This is a genomic window from Rhodococcus sp. UNC363MFTsu5.1, assembly GCF_000686785.1.
GTDB classification, from domain to species: Bacteria; Actinomycetota; Actinomycetes; order Mycobacteriales; family Mycobacteriaceae; genus Rhodococcus_G; species Rhodococcus_G maanshanensis.
The window spans coordinates 96,543-115,085 of record NZ_JMLO01000016.1; the positions used below are offsets into that span (position 1 = coordinate 96,543).

Here is an 18,543-nt window from a genome sequence, read left to right on the forward strand (position 1 = left end):
GGATCAGATCGGGCAGCCGGAAGCCTGTGTCCGGCTGACGAAGTTCGGCCGGACATCGAGATCGGGGGCGTCGTAGAGCCGGTGGAAGGTCGGCGTCAACGCCGCGGACATCGGCGGGTTGATCCACGACCAGTCCGTCGGGCAGGTGCGCCCTGCCTTCTCCTCGCGGCCGACGAAGTCGAGGAACTGCTTGGCCACCGTGTGGTGGTCGACCATGATCACCCCCGCCTCCCGGTAGCTGTGGATGACGGCCCGGTTCAGCTCGACCAGTGCCCGGTCCTTCCAGAGCGTGCGGTCCGAGCTCATGTCGAGCCGCAGCTTCTTGGCGATGGTCGGCAGCATGTCGTACCGGTCCTCGTCGCTGAAGTTGCGGGCACCGACCTCGGTGCTCACGTACCAGCCGTTGAACGGCGCGCAGGGGTAGGTGAGCCCGCCGATCTCCAGGTCCATGTTGGACACCGCGGGCACCGCGTGCCACTTGAGGCCCAGCTTGGAGAACCACTTGTAGTTCGGGTGCTCGAGCGGGACCTCGAGAACCAGGTCCTCGGGCACCTCGAACCATTGCAGCGGCTCGTCGGGGACCGAGATCAGCAGCGGCAGGACGTCGAACCGGGTGCCCTCGCCCCGCCAGCCCATCTTTGTCACCTGTTCGGTGAGGGCGACGTGCCACGGGTCGCCGGTGATGCTGCCGTCCTCGTTGCGGTACCCCGCGTAGCGGATGAGCTGGGGGCTGAGGATGCGGAACTCCCTGCCGTCCGGCAGCGGTCGCGGGCCGATGGTGATCACCGACTGCAGCGCGCCGCCGTTGGTGGCGACCCGCAGGTGTTCCCAGCACGCCTCCGCCAGGGCCGCCGCGGTCACCGCGTTGCGGGCGTCGATCAGCTTGAGGGTGCGCCAGTGATTGCGTCCGACGCAGCGCGCGTGGTTCCGCCAGGCGAGCTTCGCCCCGATCAGGAGTTCCTCGGTGGTGTGCTCGTAGCGCCCGGTGAGCGCGAACTCGTCCAGCGCCGCCGTGTGCCGTTCCGCTGGCAGGTGCGCCAGCTCCGGCTGCGCGAAGAACTCGGTGCATTCGCGCAACCGCCGATCGAGGTCCTCGGTTGTCGACGTCCTGGCGCTCGCAGCCGAGATGTCGCGGAGCCCTTCCTCTCCGGAGGCGATGACCACGATGACGGAACTCCATTCTGTCGCCCCCGCGGCGACCTCACAGCGATCAAGATCGTAGTGTGAGATCGCGCCGCGGTCGACTTGAACGGTCGTTCTACTGGTACGTGTTTCGGTCGCGACGATTCCTCGCTAGACTCGCCCACACCCAACGGCAACCGCCGAGTGGGGCCACGCGACCTGCAGAGGACACCGCAGGCCGCGTTTGTATGCGGAACGGGGACTCTGCAGTGGATTCAACGGCTATTTCGCTTGTCCGGACGACCTTCAAGGCCGTGGCGGCAATCGAGGACGGACCAGCTCGACTGACCCAGTCGTTCTACTCCGTCTTGTTCGCGAACAACCCGGACGTCCGCGAGTTCTTCCCCGCCGCGATGGAGGCCCAGCGAGAGCGGCTCGTCCACGCGATCGCGTACGTCATCGACCAGCTCGACGACCCGGAGCCGGTGCTCCTGTTCCTCGCCCAGCTCGGCCGCGACCACCGCAAGTACGGCGTGGTCGACGCGCACTACACCGCGGTCGGCAACGCGCTGATCTTCGCGCTCAAGAACTTTGCGGGCAACGAGATGTGGACCGACGAGGTCGACAACGCCTGGCGCGAGGCCATCGCCCTGATCGCCTCGGTGATGATGGAGGCCGCCAACGCCGAGGACGGGCCTGCCACCTGGACCGGCACCGTCGTCGAGCACAAGCAGGTGCTCCAGGATGTCGCGGTGGTCCGGCTGCAGCTGGACCGGCCGATGGAGTACGGCGCCGGCCAGTACGTCAGCGTCACCGTCCCCGGCCGACCCCGGATGTGGCGCTACCTCTCGCCCGCCATCCCGGCCAACCCCGAGGGGCAGATCGAGTTCCACGTCCGCCGCGTCTCCGGCGGCTGGGTGAGTCCGGCGATGGTCGGCCAGACCAACCTCGGCGACACCTGGCTGATGGGTTCCCCGCTCGGCGCGCTCGGCGTCGACCGCACCAGGAACCGCGACATGCTCATGATCGGGTCCGGCACCGGCATCGCCCCGCTGCGCGCGCAGCTGATGGAGATGGCGATGCGCGCCAACAACCCGAACGTGCACGTGTTCGTCGGCGGCAACTACCCGTGCGACCTGTACGACATCGAGACCCTGTGGCAGCTGTCGCTGACCAACCCGTGGCTCACCGTCGTCCCGGTCTCCGAGGAGGACACCAACCCGTGGTGGCACCTCGACCCGATCCCGACGCCGCCCGCGGGCATGTACAAGCGGATCACCGGCAAGGTCAGCGCCGTCGCAGCCGATTTCGGTGACTGGTCGAACCACGACATCCAGATCGTCGGGTCCGCCTCGACCATCCAGACCGCCAAGTTCCGGCTGCAGGCCAAGGGCGTGCCGGTCGAGAACATGCGGCACGACCCGCTGTACTGATCCGCCCGAGGGCCAACGCACCGCCCGGTCAGCGGGAGGGGCGGTATGCCTCGGTGAGGCCGCCGAAATAGCGTCGCTGGAGAGAGAGTCTCCAGCGAAAGGCAGTCACCGTGAGCGCCCAGTCAGCTTCGTCCGCAGGGACCCCTTCCCCTCAGGCCGACACAGCCGCCGATGTCGACGTGGTCGTCGTCGGCGCCGGCTTCGCGGGTCTCTACGCGCTCCACAAGCTCCGCGGCGACGGGCTGTCGGTGCGGGTGTTCGAGGCGGGCGACGGGGTCGGCGGCGTCTGGTACTGGAACCGCTACCCGGGCGCGCGCTGCGACGTCGAGAGCGTCGACTACTCCTACTCGTTCGACCCCGAGCTCGAGCAGGAGTGGAACTGGAGCGAGAAGTACGCCACCCAGCCCGAGATCCTGGAGTACGTCAACCACGTCGCGGACCGGTACGACCTCCGTCGCGACATCACGTTCGGCACCCGGGTCACCGACATCGCGCTCGACGAGCAGACGCTGCGGTGGGAGATCCGCACCGACGCGGGCGACGCCGTGTCCGCGCGCTTCGTCATCCTCGCGGTCGGTCCGCTGTCGAACGCGAACATCCCCGCGATCGAGGGCCTCGATTCCTTCGACGGCGGCGTCTACCACACCGCACACTGGCCGCACGAGGGCGTCGACTTCACCGGCAAGCGGGTCGGCGTGATCGGCACCGGCTCCTCCGGAATCCAGACCATCCCCGAGGTCGCTAAGCAGGCCGAGCAGCTCTACGTGTTCCAGCGCAGCGCCAACTACAGCGTGCCCGCGGGCAACGTGCCGCTCAGCGACGAGGACCGCGCCGCGCAGAAGGCGAACTACCGCGAGCGTCGTCGGCTCTCGTTCCTCAGCGGCGGCGGCTCGCCCCACCAGGCGCATCCGAAGTCGGCGCTGGAGGCGTCGGAGGAGGAGCGGCGCGAGGCCTACGAGAAGCGCTGGCAGCTCGGCGGCGTGCTGTACAGCAAGACCTTCCCGGACCAGGTGACCAACGCCGAGTCCAACGACACCGCCCGCGCCTTCTGGGAGGAGAAGGTCCGCGCGGTGATCGACGATCCGGAGATCGCGGAGCTGCTCATCCCGAAGGACCACGCGATCGGCACCAAGCGGATCTGCACGGACGCCAACTACTACCAGACCTACAACCGCGACAACGTCACGCTGGTGAACCTCAAGGCGACGCCGATCGAGAGCATCGACGCGGCGGGCGTGCGCACCGCCGACGAGCACTACGAGATCGATGCGCTGATCCTCGCGACCGGGTTCGACGCGATGACCGGGTCGATGGAGAAGCTGAACATCGTCGGTCGCGACGGCCAGACCCTCAAGCAGGCGTGGGCCGAGGGCCCGAAGACCTACCTCGGCCTCGGCGTGGCCGGCTTCCCGAACCTGTTCAACATGACCGGCCCCGGCAGCGTGTCCGTGCTGGCGAACATGGTGCTGCACTCCGAGCTGCACGTGAACTGGGTGGCGGACGCCATCGCCCACCTCGACGAGCGGGGCGCGGTGGCGATCGAGGCCACCCCCGAGGCGGCCGCCGCCTGGGTGCAGGAGTGCTCCGATCGGGCCGCGCAGACGCTGCTGCCGACCGCGAACTCGTGGTACATGGGCGCGAACATCCCCGGGAAGCCGCGCGTGTTCATGCCGTTCATCGGCGGATTCGGCGCCTATGGCGAGATCATTGCCGAGGTCGCGGCCGCCGGGTACAAGGGGTTCGAGGTCATCGAGGCGAGTGCCTGACGGCAGGTAGGGACGGTACGACCCGGCCATTAGGCCGACGAAGGCGCTGGGTGTCGTGGGGATGACATCCAGCGCTTCGTCGTGTCCGCAGCGCGACATATCAAAACCGTTGCATATCAATATCTTTCAGGTCCCGGCTAGTGGGAAAGTGATTGACGTCACCCGGTTGGATCCATAGCGTTGCTTGCCAAGCAAATGCTTGCTTATTCAACTTGAGGAGATCTGCATGAAGAATCGGCACTCCGCTCTCGTGGCAGCGCTGGCCGTGTCCGCGGTCGCGCTCGCGGGTTGTTCCGGATCGAGCTCCGGCTCCGAGAGTGGATCGGACGGCCCCTACCGGGTGCTCGTCACCGGCGCGATCAGCGGCCAGGGCGCCCTCGCGGCGAACTCCCAGACCTCGATTCTCGCGGCGAAGGCCGGGGTCGAGGCCGTCAACGGCAACGGCGGAATCGGCGGCCGGCAGGTCGAACTCACCGTCGTCGACGACGGCGGCGACGCCACCAAGGCCGTCTCGAACCTGCGCGAGGCGATCGCCTCCGGCAACAAGCCGGACCTCTACCTCAACTCGGGCCCGTCCACGCTCTCGGCCGCGACCCTGCCGATCCTCAAGCAGAACAAGATCCTCTCGTTCAACGTCGGGCCCACCGAGAACTCCTCCGACCCCGAGGAATTCCCGCTCAACTTCGACCTGTCGCCATCGCCCTCCGACTACGCGTCCTCGATCGCGCGGCACGCGAAGAGCAAGGGGTACCAGCAGGTCGGTGTCATCCACGGCAGCAGCGCCTACGGCGAGGCCTTCGGCAAGGCGATGGAGTCCTCCCTCGCCGCGGAGGGCGTGAGCGCGGCAGGCTCCGAGGAATACGACATCGCGGCCCTCGACATGACCGCCCAGCTCCAGTCGCTCAAGAACAAGGGCGCGCAGGCGCTGGTCGTCGACGCCTACGGGGCGCCGCTCGGCTACCTGCTGACGAGCCTGCAGCGCCTGGACTGGAACATCCCGCTGATCGGCAACACCTCGGTCTCGGGCACCGCGCTGGTCGCCAAGCCCGCGCCGGAGGGGGTCCTCGGCACTCCCGCCACCGCGAACCTCGTGATGCAGGTGTTCCCGAGCACCGTCTACGACGCGAACGACGCGGCGGTCAACGCCATGGTCACCACCATGGCCGGGATGGGGCAGATCCCGTCGACGCTGATCCTCGCCGACAACTACGACCCGTTCGGCCTGGTCGCGGCGGCCGCGGCCAAGGTCGGATCCACCACGGACGCAACGGCGCTCGCCGAGGCGCTGGAGAACCAGGAGGTCCTCGACAGCGCCAAGACGGCCTTCCTGCCGCGGTACCACTACTCGGCGGAATCGCACGCGCCCAACCTGGAGGACGACGGCTACCGGTTCGTGCCGCCGAGCAAGCTGCTCAACGGCCAGTACGGCAACCCGGCCGCCTGACCCGTCCATCCCCTGAACGATGACGGTGGTGCGGCCGCCCGCGGCCGCACCACCGAGAGGAGCTCGCGGTGACCATTGTCTGGTCGGGTCTCGCACTCGGCGCTGTCTACACGCTCGTGGCGATCGGCTACAACATCGTCTTCATCTCGTCCAACACCTTCAACTTCGCGCAGGCGCAGCTGATGATGGTCGGCACCTTCGTCGCGTACACCGGCCTGGTGACGCTGAAGCTGCCGGTTCTCGTCGTCGCCGTGATGGCGACCGTGACGGTGATGATCCTCGCCGGACTCGAGGAGATCATCGCCGTCCGGCCGGTACACGACCACCAGAACCAACTGGTCACGACATTGGGAGCCGCGACCCTCATAGGCGGTGCGACACAGCTCATCTGGGGCAGCGAACCGTTGACCGTGCCGTTCTTCGGCTCCAACGACGCGATCACCCTGCTCGGCGGGCGCACCTACCCGGTCGAGATCGCGCTGCTGGTGCTCGCGATCGTGCTCGTGGTGCTGCTCAGCCAGGTCAGTAAGAAGACCGTCACCGGTCTCGCGTTGCTCGGCATCTCCGAGGACCGGGAGGCCGCCATGCTGCGCGGGGTGAACGTCCGCGCGCTCGCGCTCGGGGCCTTCGCCGCATCGGGTGCGCTCGCCGGGTTCCTCGGACTCTTCGTGGGGCCCAAGACGTTCGCGGTGGCCACGCTCGGTTCCGTGCTGGCGATCAAGGGCTTCGTGGCGCTGGCCATCGGCGGCTTCGGCTCCCTGCCCGGCGCACTGGTCGGTGGTCTCACGGTCGGTCTGGTCGAGTCCTTCGCGGCGCTCGAACTGGGCAGCCAGTACAGCAACATCGCGGTGTTCGTGGTGCTGATCGCGATCCTCATGGTTCGGCCGGCCGGGTTGTTCGGCCGGGTACGGGAACGGGTGGTGTGACATGCAGATCTGGCGTTCCCTTCGGGCGGTACCGAGTTGGAGCTATCCGCTCGCCCTCGCCGTCCTCGTGCTGTTCCTGCCCGCGCTCGGGCTCGACTTCGCGATGACCAGGCAGGTGCAGCTCGCCTGCATCCTCGCCCTGGTGGTCAGCGGGTTGAGCCTGAGCCTTGGCTACGCAGGCGAACTCGCGCTCGGCCAGGCCGCGATGTACGCGGCAGGCGCCTACACGGCAGGCCTGATGTCCATCGCGGGCTACACCGACATCGTGCTGCAGCTCGTCGCGGCGGGCCTGGTCGCGCTGGCGGTCGGCATCGTGACCGGCATCCCCGGTCTGCGACTCGGCAGTTGGTCGCTGGCCATGACCTCGTTCTTCCTGGTTCTGCTCGTGCCCGACATCATCGCGGTGTTCGGCGAGACCACCGGCGGGCGCAACGGCCTGAGCGGGCTCGAGCCCGCCACCCTGTTCGGCCACGTCCTCGACCCCGAGAACAACGAGTACTACCTGGTGGTCGTGGTCGTCACGATCGCCTGGTTCGCGGTGATGCGCAACCTCGTGGTGTCCCGCCACGGCATCGCGTTCCGCACCCTCAAGCAGAGCCCGGTGCTGGCCTCGTCGGTCGGCGTCTCGGTGTTCCGGATGAAGCTGCTCGGCTACGCGATCGGCGCGTTCCCGGCCGGACTCGCGGGCGCCCTGTTCGCGAACATCGACATGTACATCTCGCCGGAGGCGTTCGGGTTCACCTTCGCCACAGCGGTTCTCGCGGCCTGCATCCTCGGTGGCGCCGCCAGCGTCTACGGCGCGGTGGTCGGCGCGGCGATCATGCAGCTCGGTCCCAATCAGTCCGCGGACTTCCAGGAGTACGCCCTGGTCTTCTACGGCGGGTTCCTCATCGTCGGTGGCGTGCTGCTCAGTGGCGGCCTGGCGAAACTCGGGAAGGCGGCGATGGCGCGGCTGGACCGGGCGGCGGGACTGACCGGTGCACACGCGGCCGCTCCCGCGGCCGAGGGAACGCGACCGGCCGTCGACCCGATCGTGGGCGAGCGACTGGTCGTGGAGGGCATCGCCAAGGCGTTCGGCGGCAACCAGGCCCTCGACGGCGCCTCGCTGACCGCCGAGCCCGGTCAGGTGACCGCGCTGATCGGTCCGAACGGGTCGGGCAAGACCACCATGCTGAACATGATCTGCGGGTTCTACAAGCCGGACTCCGGCCGGATCCTGGTCGGCGACAACGAGGTACAGGGGCAGTCCTCCGACCGGGTGGCCAGGGTCGGGGTCGCCAGGACCTTCCAGACCCCGAACATCCCCGAGCACGTGACCGTGTTGGAGGCGGTGGCCTCGGGCCGGTACAGCACGGACCGGGTGTCGATGTTCGCCACCGTGCTGCGGCTGCCGCGGTACCGCAGGGTGCGCGCCGCCGACCTCGCCGAGGCCGAGCGCGCGCTCGAGATGGTCGGGATGTCGCACCTGCGTGACGAGACGGCCACCGCGCTGCCGCTCGGCATGCGCAGGTTGCTCGAGGTGGCGCGCTCCGTTGTCGCGGGGCCCCGGGTGCTGTTGCTCGACGAGGTGGCCTCCGGCCTGGACGAGGACGAGGTCGAGCGGCTCGCGGATCTGATCCGCGACCTGCGCGACGCCGGCGCCACGGTGGTGTTGGTGGAGCACAACTTCCGGCTCGTCCTCGAGCTCGCGAACCGCATCGTGGTGCTCGCCCAGGGGGCCGTCATCGCGGACGGGAGCCCGGCCGAGATCGAGCAGAACCCGAGGGTGCTCAGCGAGTACCTCGGTGTCAGTGTCGAGGCGGGTGGTGCGCGCACCATCGCCGACGAGGAGGCCGCGATGTCCACGGAGGTGAAGTCATGACCGCAGCCACCACGAAACCGCTACTGAGCGTGCGGAACCTGGAGTCCGGGTACGGCGACCTGCGGGTGGTCTGGGACGTCTCGATCGATGTGTGGCCCGGCAAGGTGACGGCGCTGCTCGGTCGCAACGGGGCGGGCAAGACCAGCACCCTGCGCGCCATCTCCGGGCTGAACAAGGTCTCCGCGGGCTCCGTCGAGTTCGACGGCCAGGACATCTCCCGGCTGCCCGCACACCAGCGGGTCCGTCGGGGCATCGCATACGTCCAGGAGGGCAAGCGGGTCTTCCACCGGCAGACCGTCGAGCAGAACCTGATCCTCGGCGGCTACGTCCGCAAGATGCGGCGGTCCGCGCTCAAGCAGGAGGTGGCGCGGATCTACGACCTGTTCCCGATCCTCGGCGAGAAGCGCGGCCTGCTCGCGGGCTCGATGTCCGGTGGCCAGCAACAGATGCTGGCCATCGGACAGGCGCTGATGGCCGAGCCGACGCTGCTGCTGCTCGACGAGCCGTCCGGCGGTCTGGCGCCGGTGATCGTCAACGAGGTGATGGAGCGGGTGAACGTGCTCAAGGAGGCCGGGCTGGCGGTGCTGCTCGTCGAGCAGGCGGTCGAGGCGGCGATGAGTGTGGCCGACCACGTCACGGTGCTCGACATCGGGCGGGTGGTGATGGACGCCGATGCCGGTGACATCGACGACCTCGCGGTCCTGCGGGACGCGTACTTCGGGCGGGTCGGCTAGCACCAACGCCGACCGTGCCCCTGCTGGCGGGGACGCGGTCGGCGCGGGTGTCAGGCCAACGCGCTGGCGTGGTTGGACTCCCAGCGCTCGATCGCCGGTCCGAACTCGGCGAGGAACGCGGTGACGTGCGGTGTGGAGCCGTGGTCGTCGAGCGCCTCACGCGACTGCCAGTGTTCGAAACACAGGAACAGCGACGGATCGTCGTGATCGCGGTAGAACTCGTACGTGACGCAACCGGGTTCGGCGAGCGTCGGCTCGACCAGCGCGAGCATGGCGAGCGCCGCCCGGTCGGCCGCGGCAGGGGCGACCTTCACGCGGATGAAAGCGGTGTGCACGGTGTGCCTTTCTGGTCGTCGGATCGGTCGAATACTGCCCCGAAACCGACCGCGGCAGGCGGAGTTCGCCAGGACCTCCCGCTGCGCGGGAGAGCGTGTGTCAGCCCCGCGGCCTGCCCCTTAGCGTCGGCAGTAGACGTGGAAGGGGACACCGATGTCTCGTATGGCGGGCAAGGTCGCGCTCATCACCGGCGCCGGCAACGGAATGGGACGCATCCATGCGGTCCGTCTCGCCGAGGAGGGTGCGGACATCATCGCGATGGACCTCCCAGGCGCGGCGGCCGACCTGGCGGAGACCGCCCGGCTGGTGGCCGCGACGGGTAGGCGGACGGCGGTGGCCGGGGCGGACGTGCGTGACCTCGCCGCGGTGCAGGCGGGTGTGGACGCGGGCGTGGCCGAGCTGGGCCGGCTCGACGTCGTGGTCGCGAACGCGGGCGTCTGCGACAACCCGGGCCCGGCCTGGACCATCGACGCCCCGGTGTGGCAGCGCTCCCTCGACATCAACCTGACCGGGGTCTGGCACACGATCAAGGCCGCGGCCCCGTCGATCGGCGCCGAGGGCGGGTCGGTGGTCATCGTCAGCTCGACGGCGGGTATCAAGGCCGTCGCGGGCGCCGCCCACTACTCGGCGAGCAAGCACGCCGTCATCGGGCTGATGCGGACACTCGCGAATGAGCTGGGGCCGAAGTCGATCCGCGTCAACGCCCTGCTGCCCGGCGCGGTCGGCACCGCGATGACGCTGAACCCCGCGACCTTCGCCCGGCTGCGGCCGGACCTGGCCGAGCCCACCGCTGAGGACGTGATGGAGGTACTGGCCCGCAACCACCTGCTGCCGGTGCCGTGGGTGGAATCCGTCGACGTCAGCAACGCCCTGCTCTTCCTGGTATCCGACGAAGCCCGGTACATCACCGGAACCGAGCTGGTGGTCGACGCCGGCCTGACGCAGAAGGTGTGACGATGACGCGAGCGGGGACTACTCCGAGTGGACGGGTGGCCGGCAAGGTCGCGCTGGTGACCGGCGCGGCCCGCGGCATCGGCCGGGCGCAGGCACTGCGGTTCGCGCAGGAGGGCGCCGACGTGATCGCCGTCGACCTGTGCGGGCCGGTCGACACGGTGGTCACGCCGCCGTCGAGCGCGGCGGACCTCGCCGAGACCGCAGCGCTCGTCCGCGAAACAGGCAGTCGGATAGAGACTTTCGAGGTCGACGTGCGCGACCGGGCGGCGCTGTCCGCTGCGGTGGACGCGGGAGTCGCGGCGTTCGGCGGTCTCGACATCGTCTGTGCCACCGCGGGCATCACCTCCTCGGCCCCGGCGCTCGACCTCGACGAGCAGACCTGGAAGACCATGCTGGACGTGAACCTGACCGGGGTGTGGCAGACCTGCGCGGTGTCGGCCCCGCACCTGATCGAGCGGGGCGGCGGCTCGATGATCCTCACCAGCTCGATCGCCGGGCTGCGCGGCCTGGTCGGTGTCGCCCACTACACCGCCGCCAAGCACGGCGTCGTCGGGCTGATGCGTTCGATGGCAAAGGAATTGGCGCCGCACAAGGTGCGTGTCAACACGGTGCACCCCACCAACGTCGACACCCCGATGATCCAGAACGACGCGGTGCGGACGAAGTTCCGACCCGATCTGGACCGGCCGCCGACGCGCGAGGAGTTCGCCGAGTCGGCCGCCACGATGAACCTGCTCGAGATCCCGTGGGTCGAACCGGTGGACGTCGCGAACGCCGCGCTGTTCCTGGCCTCCGACGAGGCGCGCTACATCACCTCGGTGTCGCTCCCGGTCGACGCCGGCAGCACCAGGCGCTAGGCGGCTCCGCCGCCCGTGAGTCCTTCTGGCCCATATGGGGACCAAAAGGACTCACAGGCGCGGAGCGCCTATTCGAACTGGATTGCGCCCGCGGGGGTTCCGCTGTCGATGAGGGCGCGCAGGGTGAAGCGGACCATGGCGGGGGAGCCGCAGACCAGCACCTGGTGGTCGGTGTAGGCGCCGTACGAGCTGACGACCTCGGCGAGCGTGCCCGCGATGATGTCGTCGGGGCCGTAGCCGATGTCCACCCGGGTGTGCTCGTACCATTCGTCGGCCCACTCGGGGTCCTGCACGTTCTCCACGACCGGCACCACGGTCAGCCAGTCCAGCTGCTGGGCCAGGATCCACAGCATGTCGGAGCCGTAGAGGTCGCGCGGGTGACGGCCGCCGACGAACAGGTACACCCGAGGCGGCCGCGGGCGCCGCGCGAGCTCGAGGATGATCGAGCGGAACGGGGCGAGCCCGGTGCCGCCCGCGACCATCACCACGTCCCGACCCGAATCGTCCACCGACAGGCGTCCGCTCGGCTCGCTGATCTGCCACTGGTCGCCGGGGGCGGTGTCGCCGACGATCGCGCCGCTGATCCAGCCAGCGGGCACGGTCCTGACGTGGAACTCGAGCTTGCCGTCGAGTGAGGGCGGCAGCGCGGGGGAGTAGCGCCGCGAGACCCGCGGGTTCTGCGGCACGGTCACCGAGACCGACTGCCCCGCGGTGAACGGGACGTACTCGCCCTCCAACCGCACGACCGCGAGGTCGGCGCGCAGCCGATGATGCTCCACCACCGTCGCGGTCCACACCTGCTCTTCGACACCCGTGTTCTGCATGCCCAGAGGGTATCGCGACGGGGTTGGCACCTGCACAAATGCGATTGCCACTAGAACATGTGTCAGTTTGCGTTCTAATGTGAGGCGTGCCACGCGCACGGCCGCGGCCGCCAGCCGTGCCCCCCAGTCAGAGCGGAGAAGAAATGACCACCGACGAGCTCGCCGACCTGCACCGCCCGCAGTACACCGCGGACCTGCTGATCACTGCGCTGGAGCGCAACGCGGACCGCCCCGCCCTCTACCTCGGGGACGTGGTGCTCACCGGTGGGCAGATGCGCGACCAGATCAGCTGCTTCGTGCAGGCGCTGCAGTCCCTCGGCATCGGCACGGGCTCCACGGTCGCGATGCTCTCGAAGAACCGGCCCGAGGTGCTCATCAGCGTCGGGTCCACGATGATCCTCGGCTGCCGCAACACCGCGCTGGCGCCGATGGGCTCGCTCGACGATCACCGCTACATCCTCGAGGACTCCGAGATCGAGACGCTGATCTTCGATCCCACCGCGTTCGAGGGGCGCGCGGCGGAGCTCAAGGCCTCGGTGCCGTCGCTGAAGAACTTCTTCTCGCTCGGCCCGTCCGAGGTCGGGGTCGACCTGCTGGCCCTGGTGGGCGATTTCGTCCCCGAGCGGCTGGTCGCCGCGAAGGTGGCCGGTACCGACCCGAGCAGCATCGTCTACACCGGCGGCACCACCGGCAAGCCGAAGGGCGTGATCAACACGTTCCAGTCGGGCGTGACGCTGCCGCAGATCCAGATGGCCGAGTGGCAGTGGCCGGACGAGATGCGCTTCCTCGCCTGCACCCCGCTCTCACACGCGGGCATGGCGTTCTTCGTGCCCACGCTGATGCGCGGTGGTGCGCTGGTGGTGCTGCCCGCGTTCGAGCCGGGCGCCGTCCTCGAGGCGATCGAGAAGCACAAGATCACGGTGACGATGCTCGTGCCGACGATGATCTACATGCTGCTCGACCACCCGGACCTGGCCAAGCGCGACCTCTCCAGCCTGCAGACGCTGTACTACGGCGCGGCGGCGATGTCGCCCGCGCGCCTGGTCGAGGGCATCGAGAAGCTGGGCCCGATCTTCTTCCAGTACTTCGGTCAGTCCGAGTGCGGCATGACCATCACGGTGATGCGCAAGGAGGAGCACGACCCCGCCAACCTCGAGCGGCTGGCCTCCTGTGGGCGTCCGGTGCCGTGGCTGGACGTGCGCCTGCTCGACGACGACCTGAACGAGGTGCCCCGCGGCGAGCTCGGCGAGATCTGCGTGCGCGGCCCGCTGGTCATGCAGGGCTACTGGAAGAAGCCGGCCGAGACGGCCGAGGCGCTGCGCGGCGGCTGGCTGCACACCGGCGACGTCGCCCGCGCGGACAAGGACGGCTTCCTGTACATCGTCGACCGCAAGAAGGACATGATCATCACCGGCGGCTTCAACGTCTTCCCCCGGGAGATCGAGGACGTCATCTCCGGTCACCCCGCGGTCGCGTCGGTCGCCGTTGTCGGTGTGCCGGACGAGAAGTGGGGCGAGGCAGTCAAGGCCTGCGTGGTCCTGCGCGCGGGCGCGACGGTGGAGGTCGCCGAGCTGGTCGAGCGGGTGAAGGCCGCGAAGGGTGCGGTGCACGCGCCGAAGACGGTCGACTTCGTCGACGCGCTGCCGCTGACCCCGCTGGGCAAGCTGGACAAGAAGGCGCTGCGGGCGAAGTACTGGGAGGGCGCGGCACGCGCGGTGTAGCGCGATCGCGGGCGTAGCGTCGGCCCATGGCCACCTACGTGCTGATCCCCGGAGCCGGGTCCGACTCGTCGTACTGGCAGTTCGTGGCGCCCCCGCTGCGTGCTGCCGGGCACGACGTGGTGACGCCGGACCTGCCGTGCGACGACGACTCGGCAGGTCTCGCGGAGTACACCGACGCGGTGGTCGACGCGATCGGCCACCGCACCGGGGTGATCCTGGTTGCGCAGTCGATGGCCGGGTTCACCGCGCCGCTGGTCTGCGAGCGGGTGCCGGTGTCGCTGATGGTGATGGTCGCGGCGATGGTCCCGGCTCCGGGGGAGGCGCCGGGCGACTGGTGGGCGAACACGGGGCAGAAGGCGGCCCGCCGCGCGCAGGACGTGGCGGACGGCCGCGACCCCGACGCGGAGTTCGACCCGGTCACGAGATTCCTGCACGACGTGCCGCCGGAGCTGTTCCCGGCGGTGCTGGCGGGCGGGGTACGGGAACAGTCCGAGACGCCGTTCCGTAAGCCGTGGCCGCTGCCCGCCTGGCCGGACGTGCCGACGCGGTTCCTGCTGTGTCGGCAGGACCGCATGTTCCCCGCCGAGTTCCAGCGTCGGGTCGTGCGCGAACGGCTGGGGATCACGCCCGACGAGATGGACAGCGGTCACCTGCCCGCCCTGGCGCACCCCACGGAGCTCGTGGAGCGGCTCGAGCGGTATCGCGTCGACCTCGGGCTGTGACCAGCGACACCGCATCAACCCCAAGATTCCCAAACTTGAGCGGAACAGACTCAACCTTTGGGGCGTTGGAACATGTGACAACGCCGAGTGGCCCTGCATAGGCTCGACGGCGACGACCGACGTCTTCCGAAGGGGTGACCAGTGGACTCGTTCTCTCCGACCACCAAGACTCAGGCGGCGCTGACCGCTGCCTTGCAGTCTGCTTCCGCCGCGGGCAACCCGGACATCCGTCCGGCGCACCTGCTCGCCGCGCTGCTAGACCAGACCGACGGCATCGCCGCCCCGCTGCTCAAGGCGGTGGGCGTCGACCCGACCGCCGTGCACCGCGAGGCCCAGGCGATCGTGGACCGGCTGCCGCAGACCACCGGGGCCACCACCACGCCTCAGCTCGGCCGCGAGGCGCTCGCCGCGCTCACCGCCGCCCAGCACCTGGCCACCGAGCTCGACGACGAGTACGTCTCCACCGAGCACGTCCTTGTCGGGTTGGCCTCCGGGGACTCCGACGTCGCGAAACTCCTTGTCGGCCACGGGGCCACCCCGCAGGCGCTGCGTGAGGCCTTCACCGCCGTGCGCGGCAGCGCCCGCGTGACCAGCCCCGACCCCGAGGGCACCTATCAGGCGCTGGAGAAGTACAGCACCGATCTCACCGAGGCCGCCAGGGCGGGCAAGCTCGACCCCGTCATCGGCCGCGACACCGAGATCCGACGGGTCGTGCAGGTGCTCAGCCGCCGCACCAAGAACAACCCGGTGCTCATCGGCGAGCCCGGCGTCGGCAAGACCGCCATCGTGGAGGGTCTCGCCCAGCGCATCGTGGCCGGCGACGTCCCGGAATCGTTGCGCGGCAAGACCGTCGTCTCCCTCGACCTCGGTTCGATGGTCGCGGGCGCCAAGTTCCGCGGCGAGTTCGAGGAGCGGCTCAAGGCCGTCCTGGACGACATCAAGAACTCGGCCGGTCAGGTGATCACCTTCATCGACGAGCTGCACACGATCGTCGGTGCGGGCGCGACCGGCGAGTCGGCGATGGACGCGGGCAACATGATCAAGCCGATGCTCGCCCGCGGTGAGCTGCGGATGGTCGGCGCCACCACCCTCGAGGAGTACCGCAAGTACATCGAGAAGGACGCCGCCCTGGAGCGCCGCTTCCAACAGGTGCTGGTCGGGGAGCCGTCGGTGGAGGACACCGTCGGCATCCTGCGCGGCCTGAAGGAGCGCTACGAGGTGCACCACGGCGTGCGCATCACCGACTCGGCTCTCGTTGCGGCCGCGACACTCTCGGACCGATACATCACCTCCCGGTTCCTGCCGGACAAGGCGATCGACCTGGTCGACGAGGCGGCCTCGCGGCTGCGCATGGAGATCGACTCCCGGCCCGTCGAGATCGACGAGGTCGAGCGCACGGTGCGACGGCTCGAGATCGAGGAGATGGCGCTCGAGAAGGAGACCGACGAGGCGTCCAAGGCCCGGTTGGTCAAGCTGCGCCAAGAACTCGCCGACGACCGCGAGAAGCTGGGTCAGCTGAGCACCAGGTGGCAGAACGAGAAGCAGGCCATCGATTCCGTCCGCGAGATCAAGGAACAGCTGGAAGCGCTTCGCGGCGAGTCGGATCGGGCCGAGCGGGACGGCGACCTGGGCAAGGCGGCCGAGCTGCGGTACGGCCGGATCCCCGAGCTGGAGCGCAAGCTCGACGCCGCGGTCGAGGCTTCCGGCGGCGCCAGCGACGGTGACGTGATGCTCAAGGAGGAGGTCGGGCCCGACGACGTCGCCGATGTGGTGTCGGCGTGGACCGGCATCCCCGCGGGCCGGATGATGGAGGGCGAGACCGCCAAGCTGCTCCGGATGGAATCGGAGCTGGGCAAGCGGGTCGTCGGCCAGGACGAAGCGGTGATCGCGGTGTCCGATGCGGTCCGTCGTGCGCGGGCAGGGGTCGCCGATCCGAACCGGCCGACCGGATCGTTCCTGTTCCTCGGCCCCACGGGTGTCGGCAAGACCGAGCTGGCGAAGGCGTTGGCGGACTTCCTGTTCGACGACGAGCGGGCGATGGTCCGGATCGACATGAGCGAGTACAGCGAGAAGCACTCCGTGGCCCGGCTGGTCGGTGCTCCTCCGGGATACGTCGGCTACGACCAGGGCGGTCAGCTCACCGAGGCGGTCCGCAGGCGGCCGTACACCGTGGTGCTGTTCGACGAGGTCGAGAAGGCGCACCCGGATGTGTTCGACATCCTGCTGGCGGTGCTCGACGAGGGGCGCCTGACGGACGGTCAGGGCCGAACGGTCGACTTCCGCAACACCATCCTGATCCTCACCTCGAACCTGGGCGCCGGTGGCACCCGGGAGCAGGTGATGGACGCGGTGCGGCACGCGTTCAAGCCGGAGTTCATCAACCGGCTCGACGACGTGGTGATCTTCGATCCGCTCTCGGAGCAGCAGCTGGAGTCGATCGTCGACATCCAGCTCGGGCAGCTGGCGAAGCGGCTCGCGGCCCGCAGGTTGAGCCTGGAGGTGTCGGGGCCGGCGAAGGAGTGGCTGGCGCACCGCGGATACGACCCGCTGTACGGCGCCCGACCGCTGCGCCGACTGATCCAGCAGGCGATCGGCGACCAGCTCGCGAAGCTGTTGCTGGCCGGGGAGATTCACGACGGCGACACGGTGCCGGTGAACGTCTCGGTCGACGGTGACTCGCTGGTGCTCGGGTAGCGGTGTGAGACACGACTGTGCGCGAGGTTCGTGGAGAACCTCGCGCACAGTCGCGTTGTGGCCGGGTCGTGGTGCCGCGATTCATGGGCCGGGGGGCAGACCAGGAGCCGCGGCGCCGACGAGCGCGGCGCCCACCCGGGTTCGGTCGCGTGAGGGGCGCGGCCGAGGGGACCGGGTGCGTTGGGGGTGGTGTCAGCCGATGCTGAAGGGCTGGCCCCAGAGGGTGACGTTGCCGGTGACGTTGGCGGTGTTGACGGTGACCTTCACGTAGGAGCGGGCCTGGGCGTAGCCGGCGCAGCCGCTGACCCCGAGGGTGGAGTCGGCCCAGGTGACGCTGCCCTTGCCCTTGTAGGGGTTGGCGGCGCGGTGTTGTTCGGCGCCGAAGGGGTCGGCGAGTTCGAGGTCGAGGATCTTGTAGTCCACGGCCTGGCCGGGGCCGATGGACAGGTTGCCCGCGGTCTTGGCGGTCTGCTTGGCGGCGCCGTCGGGGTCGGCCCAGGTGGTGCTCATGCCGCCGTCGGTGCCGGACTTGCCGCCGAGGGTGAGCTGGCAGGCGACGATGTAGCCGGGCTGGATGGTGCCGCTGCCGCCGTTTGAGACCTCGACCTTGGTCGAGCCGGAGACCCACACGTTGCGGTGCAGTGGGGTCGAGCCCATCGACGGGGAGATGTTGGCGGTCTCGCCGGTGCGGGTGATGGTGACGACGGTGCCGTCGACGAGGGTCTCGGTGATCGAGCCGTCGGGCAGCGGGACGAGGGTGTCGGCGTTCGCCGCGCCTGCGGAGAAGAAGCCGAGAGCGATGGCGGCGGCGCTGCCGACGGCGGCGGTCTGCAGCCCGCGGCGCAGGCCGGTGGTGCTGGCGTTCATGAATTCACCTTTGAGGGTTCGGGTTTCAAGAAAAGTCTGGCGTGGACTGTGCGCGCGCTGTACCGCTCGATGGGGTGTGACGCGCGCACGTGGGGCGAAGCCGCCTTGCTAGCCGATGCTGAAGGGCTGGCCGTACAGGGTGGTCTTCGAGTAGTCGTTGCCGACGATCTCGACCACCGTGTAGGAGCGGGCCTGGGCGAAGCCGCCGCAGTTCTGGATCTCGAGCTGGGTGTCCTGGTACTGGACGGAGTACTTGCCGTTCTTCTTGATGTCCTTGCCCGC

At 69.2% G+C, this 18,543-nt stretch carries 16 protein-coding genes; 11 read left to right on the forward strand and 5 right to left on the reverse strand.

Translation table 11 applies throughout. The features are described 5' to 3' along the window. Window positions 1-3: 3 nt before the first annotated feature. A complete protein-coding gene (locus tag BR31_RS0114760; protein ID WP_027501628.1) occupies window positions 4-1,128 on the reverse strand; it encodes a nitric oxide synthase oxygenase in 1,125 nt (374 codons plus the stop codon). 263 nt (window positions 1,129-1,391) lie between these two features. Between BR31_RS0114760 and BR31_RS0114765 the strand changes: the two genes are divergently transcribed. The 6 genes from BR31_RS0114765 to BR31_RS0114790 all read left to right on the forward strand — a co-directional run bounded on the left by BR31_RS0114765 (window position 1,392) and on the right by BR31_RS0114790 (window position 9,286). Beyond that, the gene (locus tag BR31_RS0114765; protein ID WP_027501629.1) at window positions 1,392-2,555 is read left to right on the forward strand and encodes a globin domain-containing protein; all 1,164 of its coding nucleotides are present in this window, start codon (window positions 1,392-1,394) and stop codon (window positions 2,553-2,555) included. Window positions 2,556-2,665: 110 nt separating this feature from the next. Further along, entirely contained in the window at window positions 2,666-4,321 is a 1,656-nt protein-coding gene (locus tag BR31_RS0114770; RefSeq protein ID WP_027501630.1) for a flavin-containing monooxygenase, read from the forward strand. A 226-nt stretch (window positions 4,322-4,547) separates the two neighbouring features. Beyond that, window positions 4,548-5,765, forward strand: a complete 1,218-nt coding sequence (locus tag BR31_RS0114775) for an ABC transporter substrate-binding protein (RefSeq protein WP_027501631.1) — start codon at window positions 4,548-4,550, stop codon at window positions 5,763-5,765. 68 nt (window positions 5,766-5,833) lie between these two features. Beyond that, window positions 5,834-6,691 carry a branched-chain amino acid ABC transporter permease gene (locus BR31_RS0114780; RefSeq protein ID WP_027501632.1) on the forward strand — a complete coding sequence of 286 codons (858 nt, stop codon included), beginning with the start codon at window positions 5,834-5,836 and terminating at the stop codon, window positions 6,689-6,691. Window position 6,692: 1 nt separating this feature from the next. Then, entirely contained in the window at window positions 6,693-8,552 is a 1,860-nt protein-coding gene (locus BR31_RS0114785; protein ID WP_027501633.1) for a branched-chain amino acid ABC transporter ATP-binding protein/permease, read from the forward strand. Beyond that, window positions 8,549-9,286 (forward strand): ABC transporter ATP-binding protein, encoded by a 738-nt coding sequence (locus BR31_RS0114790; protein ID WP_027501634.1) that lies wholly within the window; start codon window positions 8,549-8,551, stop codon window positions 9,284-9,286. The genes BR31_RS0114785 and BR31_RS0114790 overlap by 4 nt, the downstream gene beginning before the upstream one ends. A 50-nt stretch (window positions 9,287-9,336) precedes the next feature. On the opposite strand, the gene BR31_RS0114795 is transcribed toward BR31_RS0114790, so the two are convergent. Beyond that, on the reverse strand, window positions 9,337-9,621 hold the full coding sequence (locus BR31_RS0114795) for a putative quinol monooxygenase (RefSeq protein WP_027501635.1): 285 nt from the start codon (window positions 9,619-9,621) through the stop codon (window positions 9,337-9,339). 154 nt (window positions 9,622-9,775) lie between these two features. On the opposite strand from BR31_RS0114795, the gene BR31_RS0114800 reads away from it, so the two are divergent. Then, window positions 9,776-10,576 carry a mycofactocin-coupled SDR family oxidoreductase gene (locus BR31_RS0114800; protein WP_027501636.1) on the forward strand — a complete coding sequence of 267 codons (801 nt, stop codon included), beginning with the start codon at window positions 9,776-9,778 and terminating at the stop codon, window positions 10,574-10,576. Window positions 10,577-10,578: 2 nt separating this feature from the next. Beyond that, a complete protein-coding gene (locus BR31_RS0114805; protein WP_037176735.1) occupies window positions 10,579-11,433 on the forward strand; it encodes a mycofactocin-coupled SDR family oxidoreductase in 855 nt (284 codons plus the stop codon). 68 nt (window positions 11,434-11,501) lie between these two features. On the opposite strand, the gene BR31_RS0114810 is transcribed toward BR31_RS0114805, so the two are convergent. After that, complete coding sequence (locus tag BR31_RS0114810) at window positions 11,502-12,257, reverse strand: FAD-binding oxidoreductase (protein ID WP_027501638.1); 756 nt, start codon at window positions 12,255-12,257, stop codon at window positions 11,502-11,504. A 143-nt stretch (window positions 12,258-12,400) separates the two neighbouring features. On the opposite strand from BR31_RS0114810, the gene BR31_RS0114815 reads away from it, so the two are divergent. The 3 genes from BR31_RS0114815 to clpB all read left to right on the forward strand — a co-directional run bounded on the left by BR31_RS0114815 (window position 12,401) and on the right by clpB (window position 17,394). Next, window positions 12,401-13,978, forward strand: coding sequence for an AMP-binding protein (locus tag BR31_RS0114815; RefSeq protein ID WP_027501639.1), 1,578 nt, complete (start codon window positions 12,401-12,403; stop codon window positions 13,976-13,978). A 26-nt stretch (window positions 13,979-14,004) separates the two neighbouring features. Beyond that, window positions 14,005-14,700 (forward strand): alpha/beta fold hydrolase, encoded by a 696-nt coding sequence (locus BR31_RS0114820; protein WP_027501640.1) that lies wholly within the window; start codon window positions 14,005-14,007, stop codon window positions 14,698-14,700. Window positions 14,701-14,841: 141 nt separating this feature from the next. Further along, complete coding sequence (clpB, locus tag BR31_RS0114825; protein ID WP_027501641.1) at window positions 14,842-17,394, forward strand: ATP-dependent chaperone ClpB; 2,553 nt, start codon at window positions 14,842-14,844, stop codon at window positions 17,392-17,394. A 192-nt stretch (window positions 17,395-17,586) separates the two neighbouring features. Here clpB and BR31_RS0114830 read toward each other — a convergent pair whose 3' ends face one another. Both BR31_RS0114830 and BR31_RS28800 read right to left on the reverse strand, forming a co-directional pair. Then, window positions 17,587-18,261: an MspA family porin gene (locus BR31_RS0114830; RefSeq protein WP_037176737.1), complete on the reverse strand. Its 675-nt coding sequence runs from the start codon at window positions 18,259-18,261 to the stop codon at window positions 17,587-17,589. Between the two features lie 108 nt (window positions 18,262-18,369). Then, on the reverse strand, window positions 18,370-18,543 hold a 174-nt coding region (locus BR31_RS28800), incomplete at its 5' end, for an MspA family porin (protein ID WP_037176739.1).

Coding starts and splice junctions, on each gene's coding strand:
- BR31_RS0114785 (WP_027501633.1), top strand. CDS start 6,693: ATGCAGATCTGGCGTTCCCTTCGGGCGGTACCGAGTTGGAGCTATCCG.
- BR31_RS0114805 (WP_037176735.1), top strand. CDS start 10,579: ATGACGCGAGCGGGGACTACTCCGAGTGGACGGGTGGCCGGCAAGGTC.
- BR31_RS0114810 (WP_027501638.1), bottom strand. CDS start 12,257: ATGCAGAACACGGGTGTCGAAGAGCAGGTGTGGACCGCGACGGTGGTG.
- BR31_RS0114830 (WP_037176737.1), bottom strand. CDS start 18,261: ATGAACGCCAGCACCACCGGCCTGCGCCGCGGGCTGCAGACCGCCGCC.
- BR31_RS0114775 (WP_027501631.1), top strand. CDS start 4,548: ATGAAGAATCGGCACTCCGCTCTCGTGGCAGCGCTGGCCGTGTCCGCG.
- BR31_RS0114790 (WP_027501634.1), top strand. CDS start 8,549: ATGACCGCAGCCACCACGAAACCGCTACTGAGCGTGCGGAACCTGGAG.
- BR31_RS0114800 (WP_027501636.1), top strand. CDS start 9,776: ATGTCTCGTATGGCGGGCAAGGTCGCGCTCATCACCGGCGCCGGCAAC.
- BR31_RS0114815 (WP_027501639.1), top strand. CDS start 12,401: ATGACCACCGACGAGCTCGCCGACCTGCACCGCCCGCAGTACACCGCG.
- BR31_RS0114820 (WP_027501640.1), top strand. CDS start 14,005: ATGGCCACCTACGTGCTGATCCCCGGAGCCGGGTCCGACTCGTCGTAC.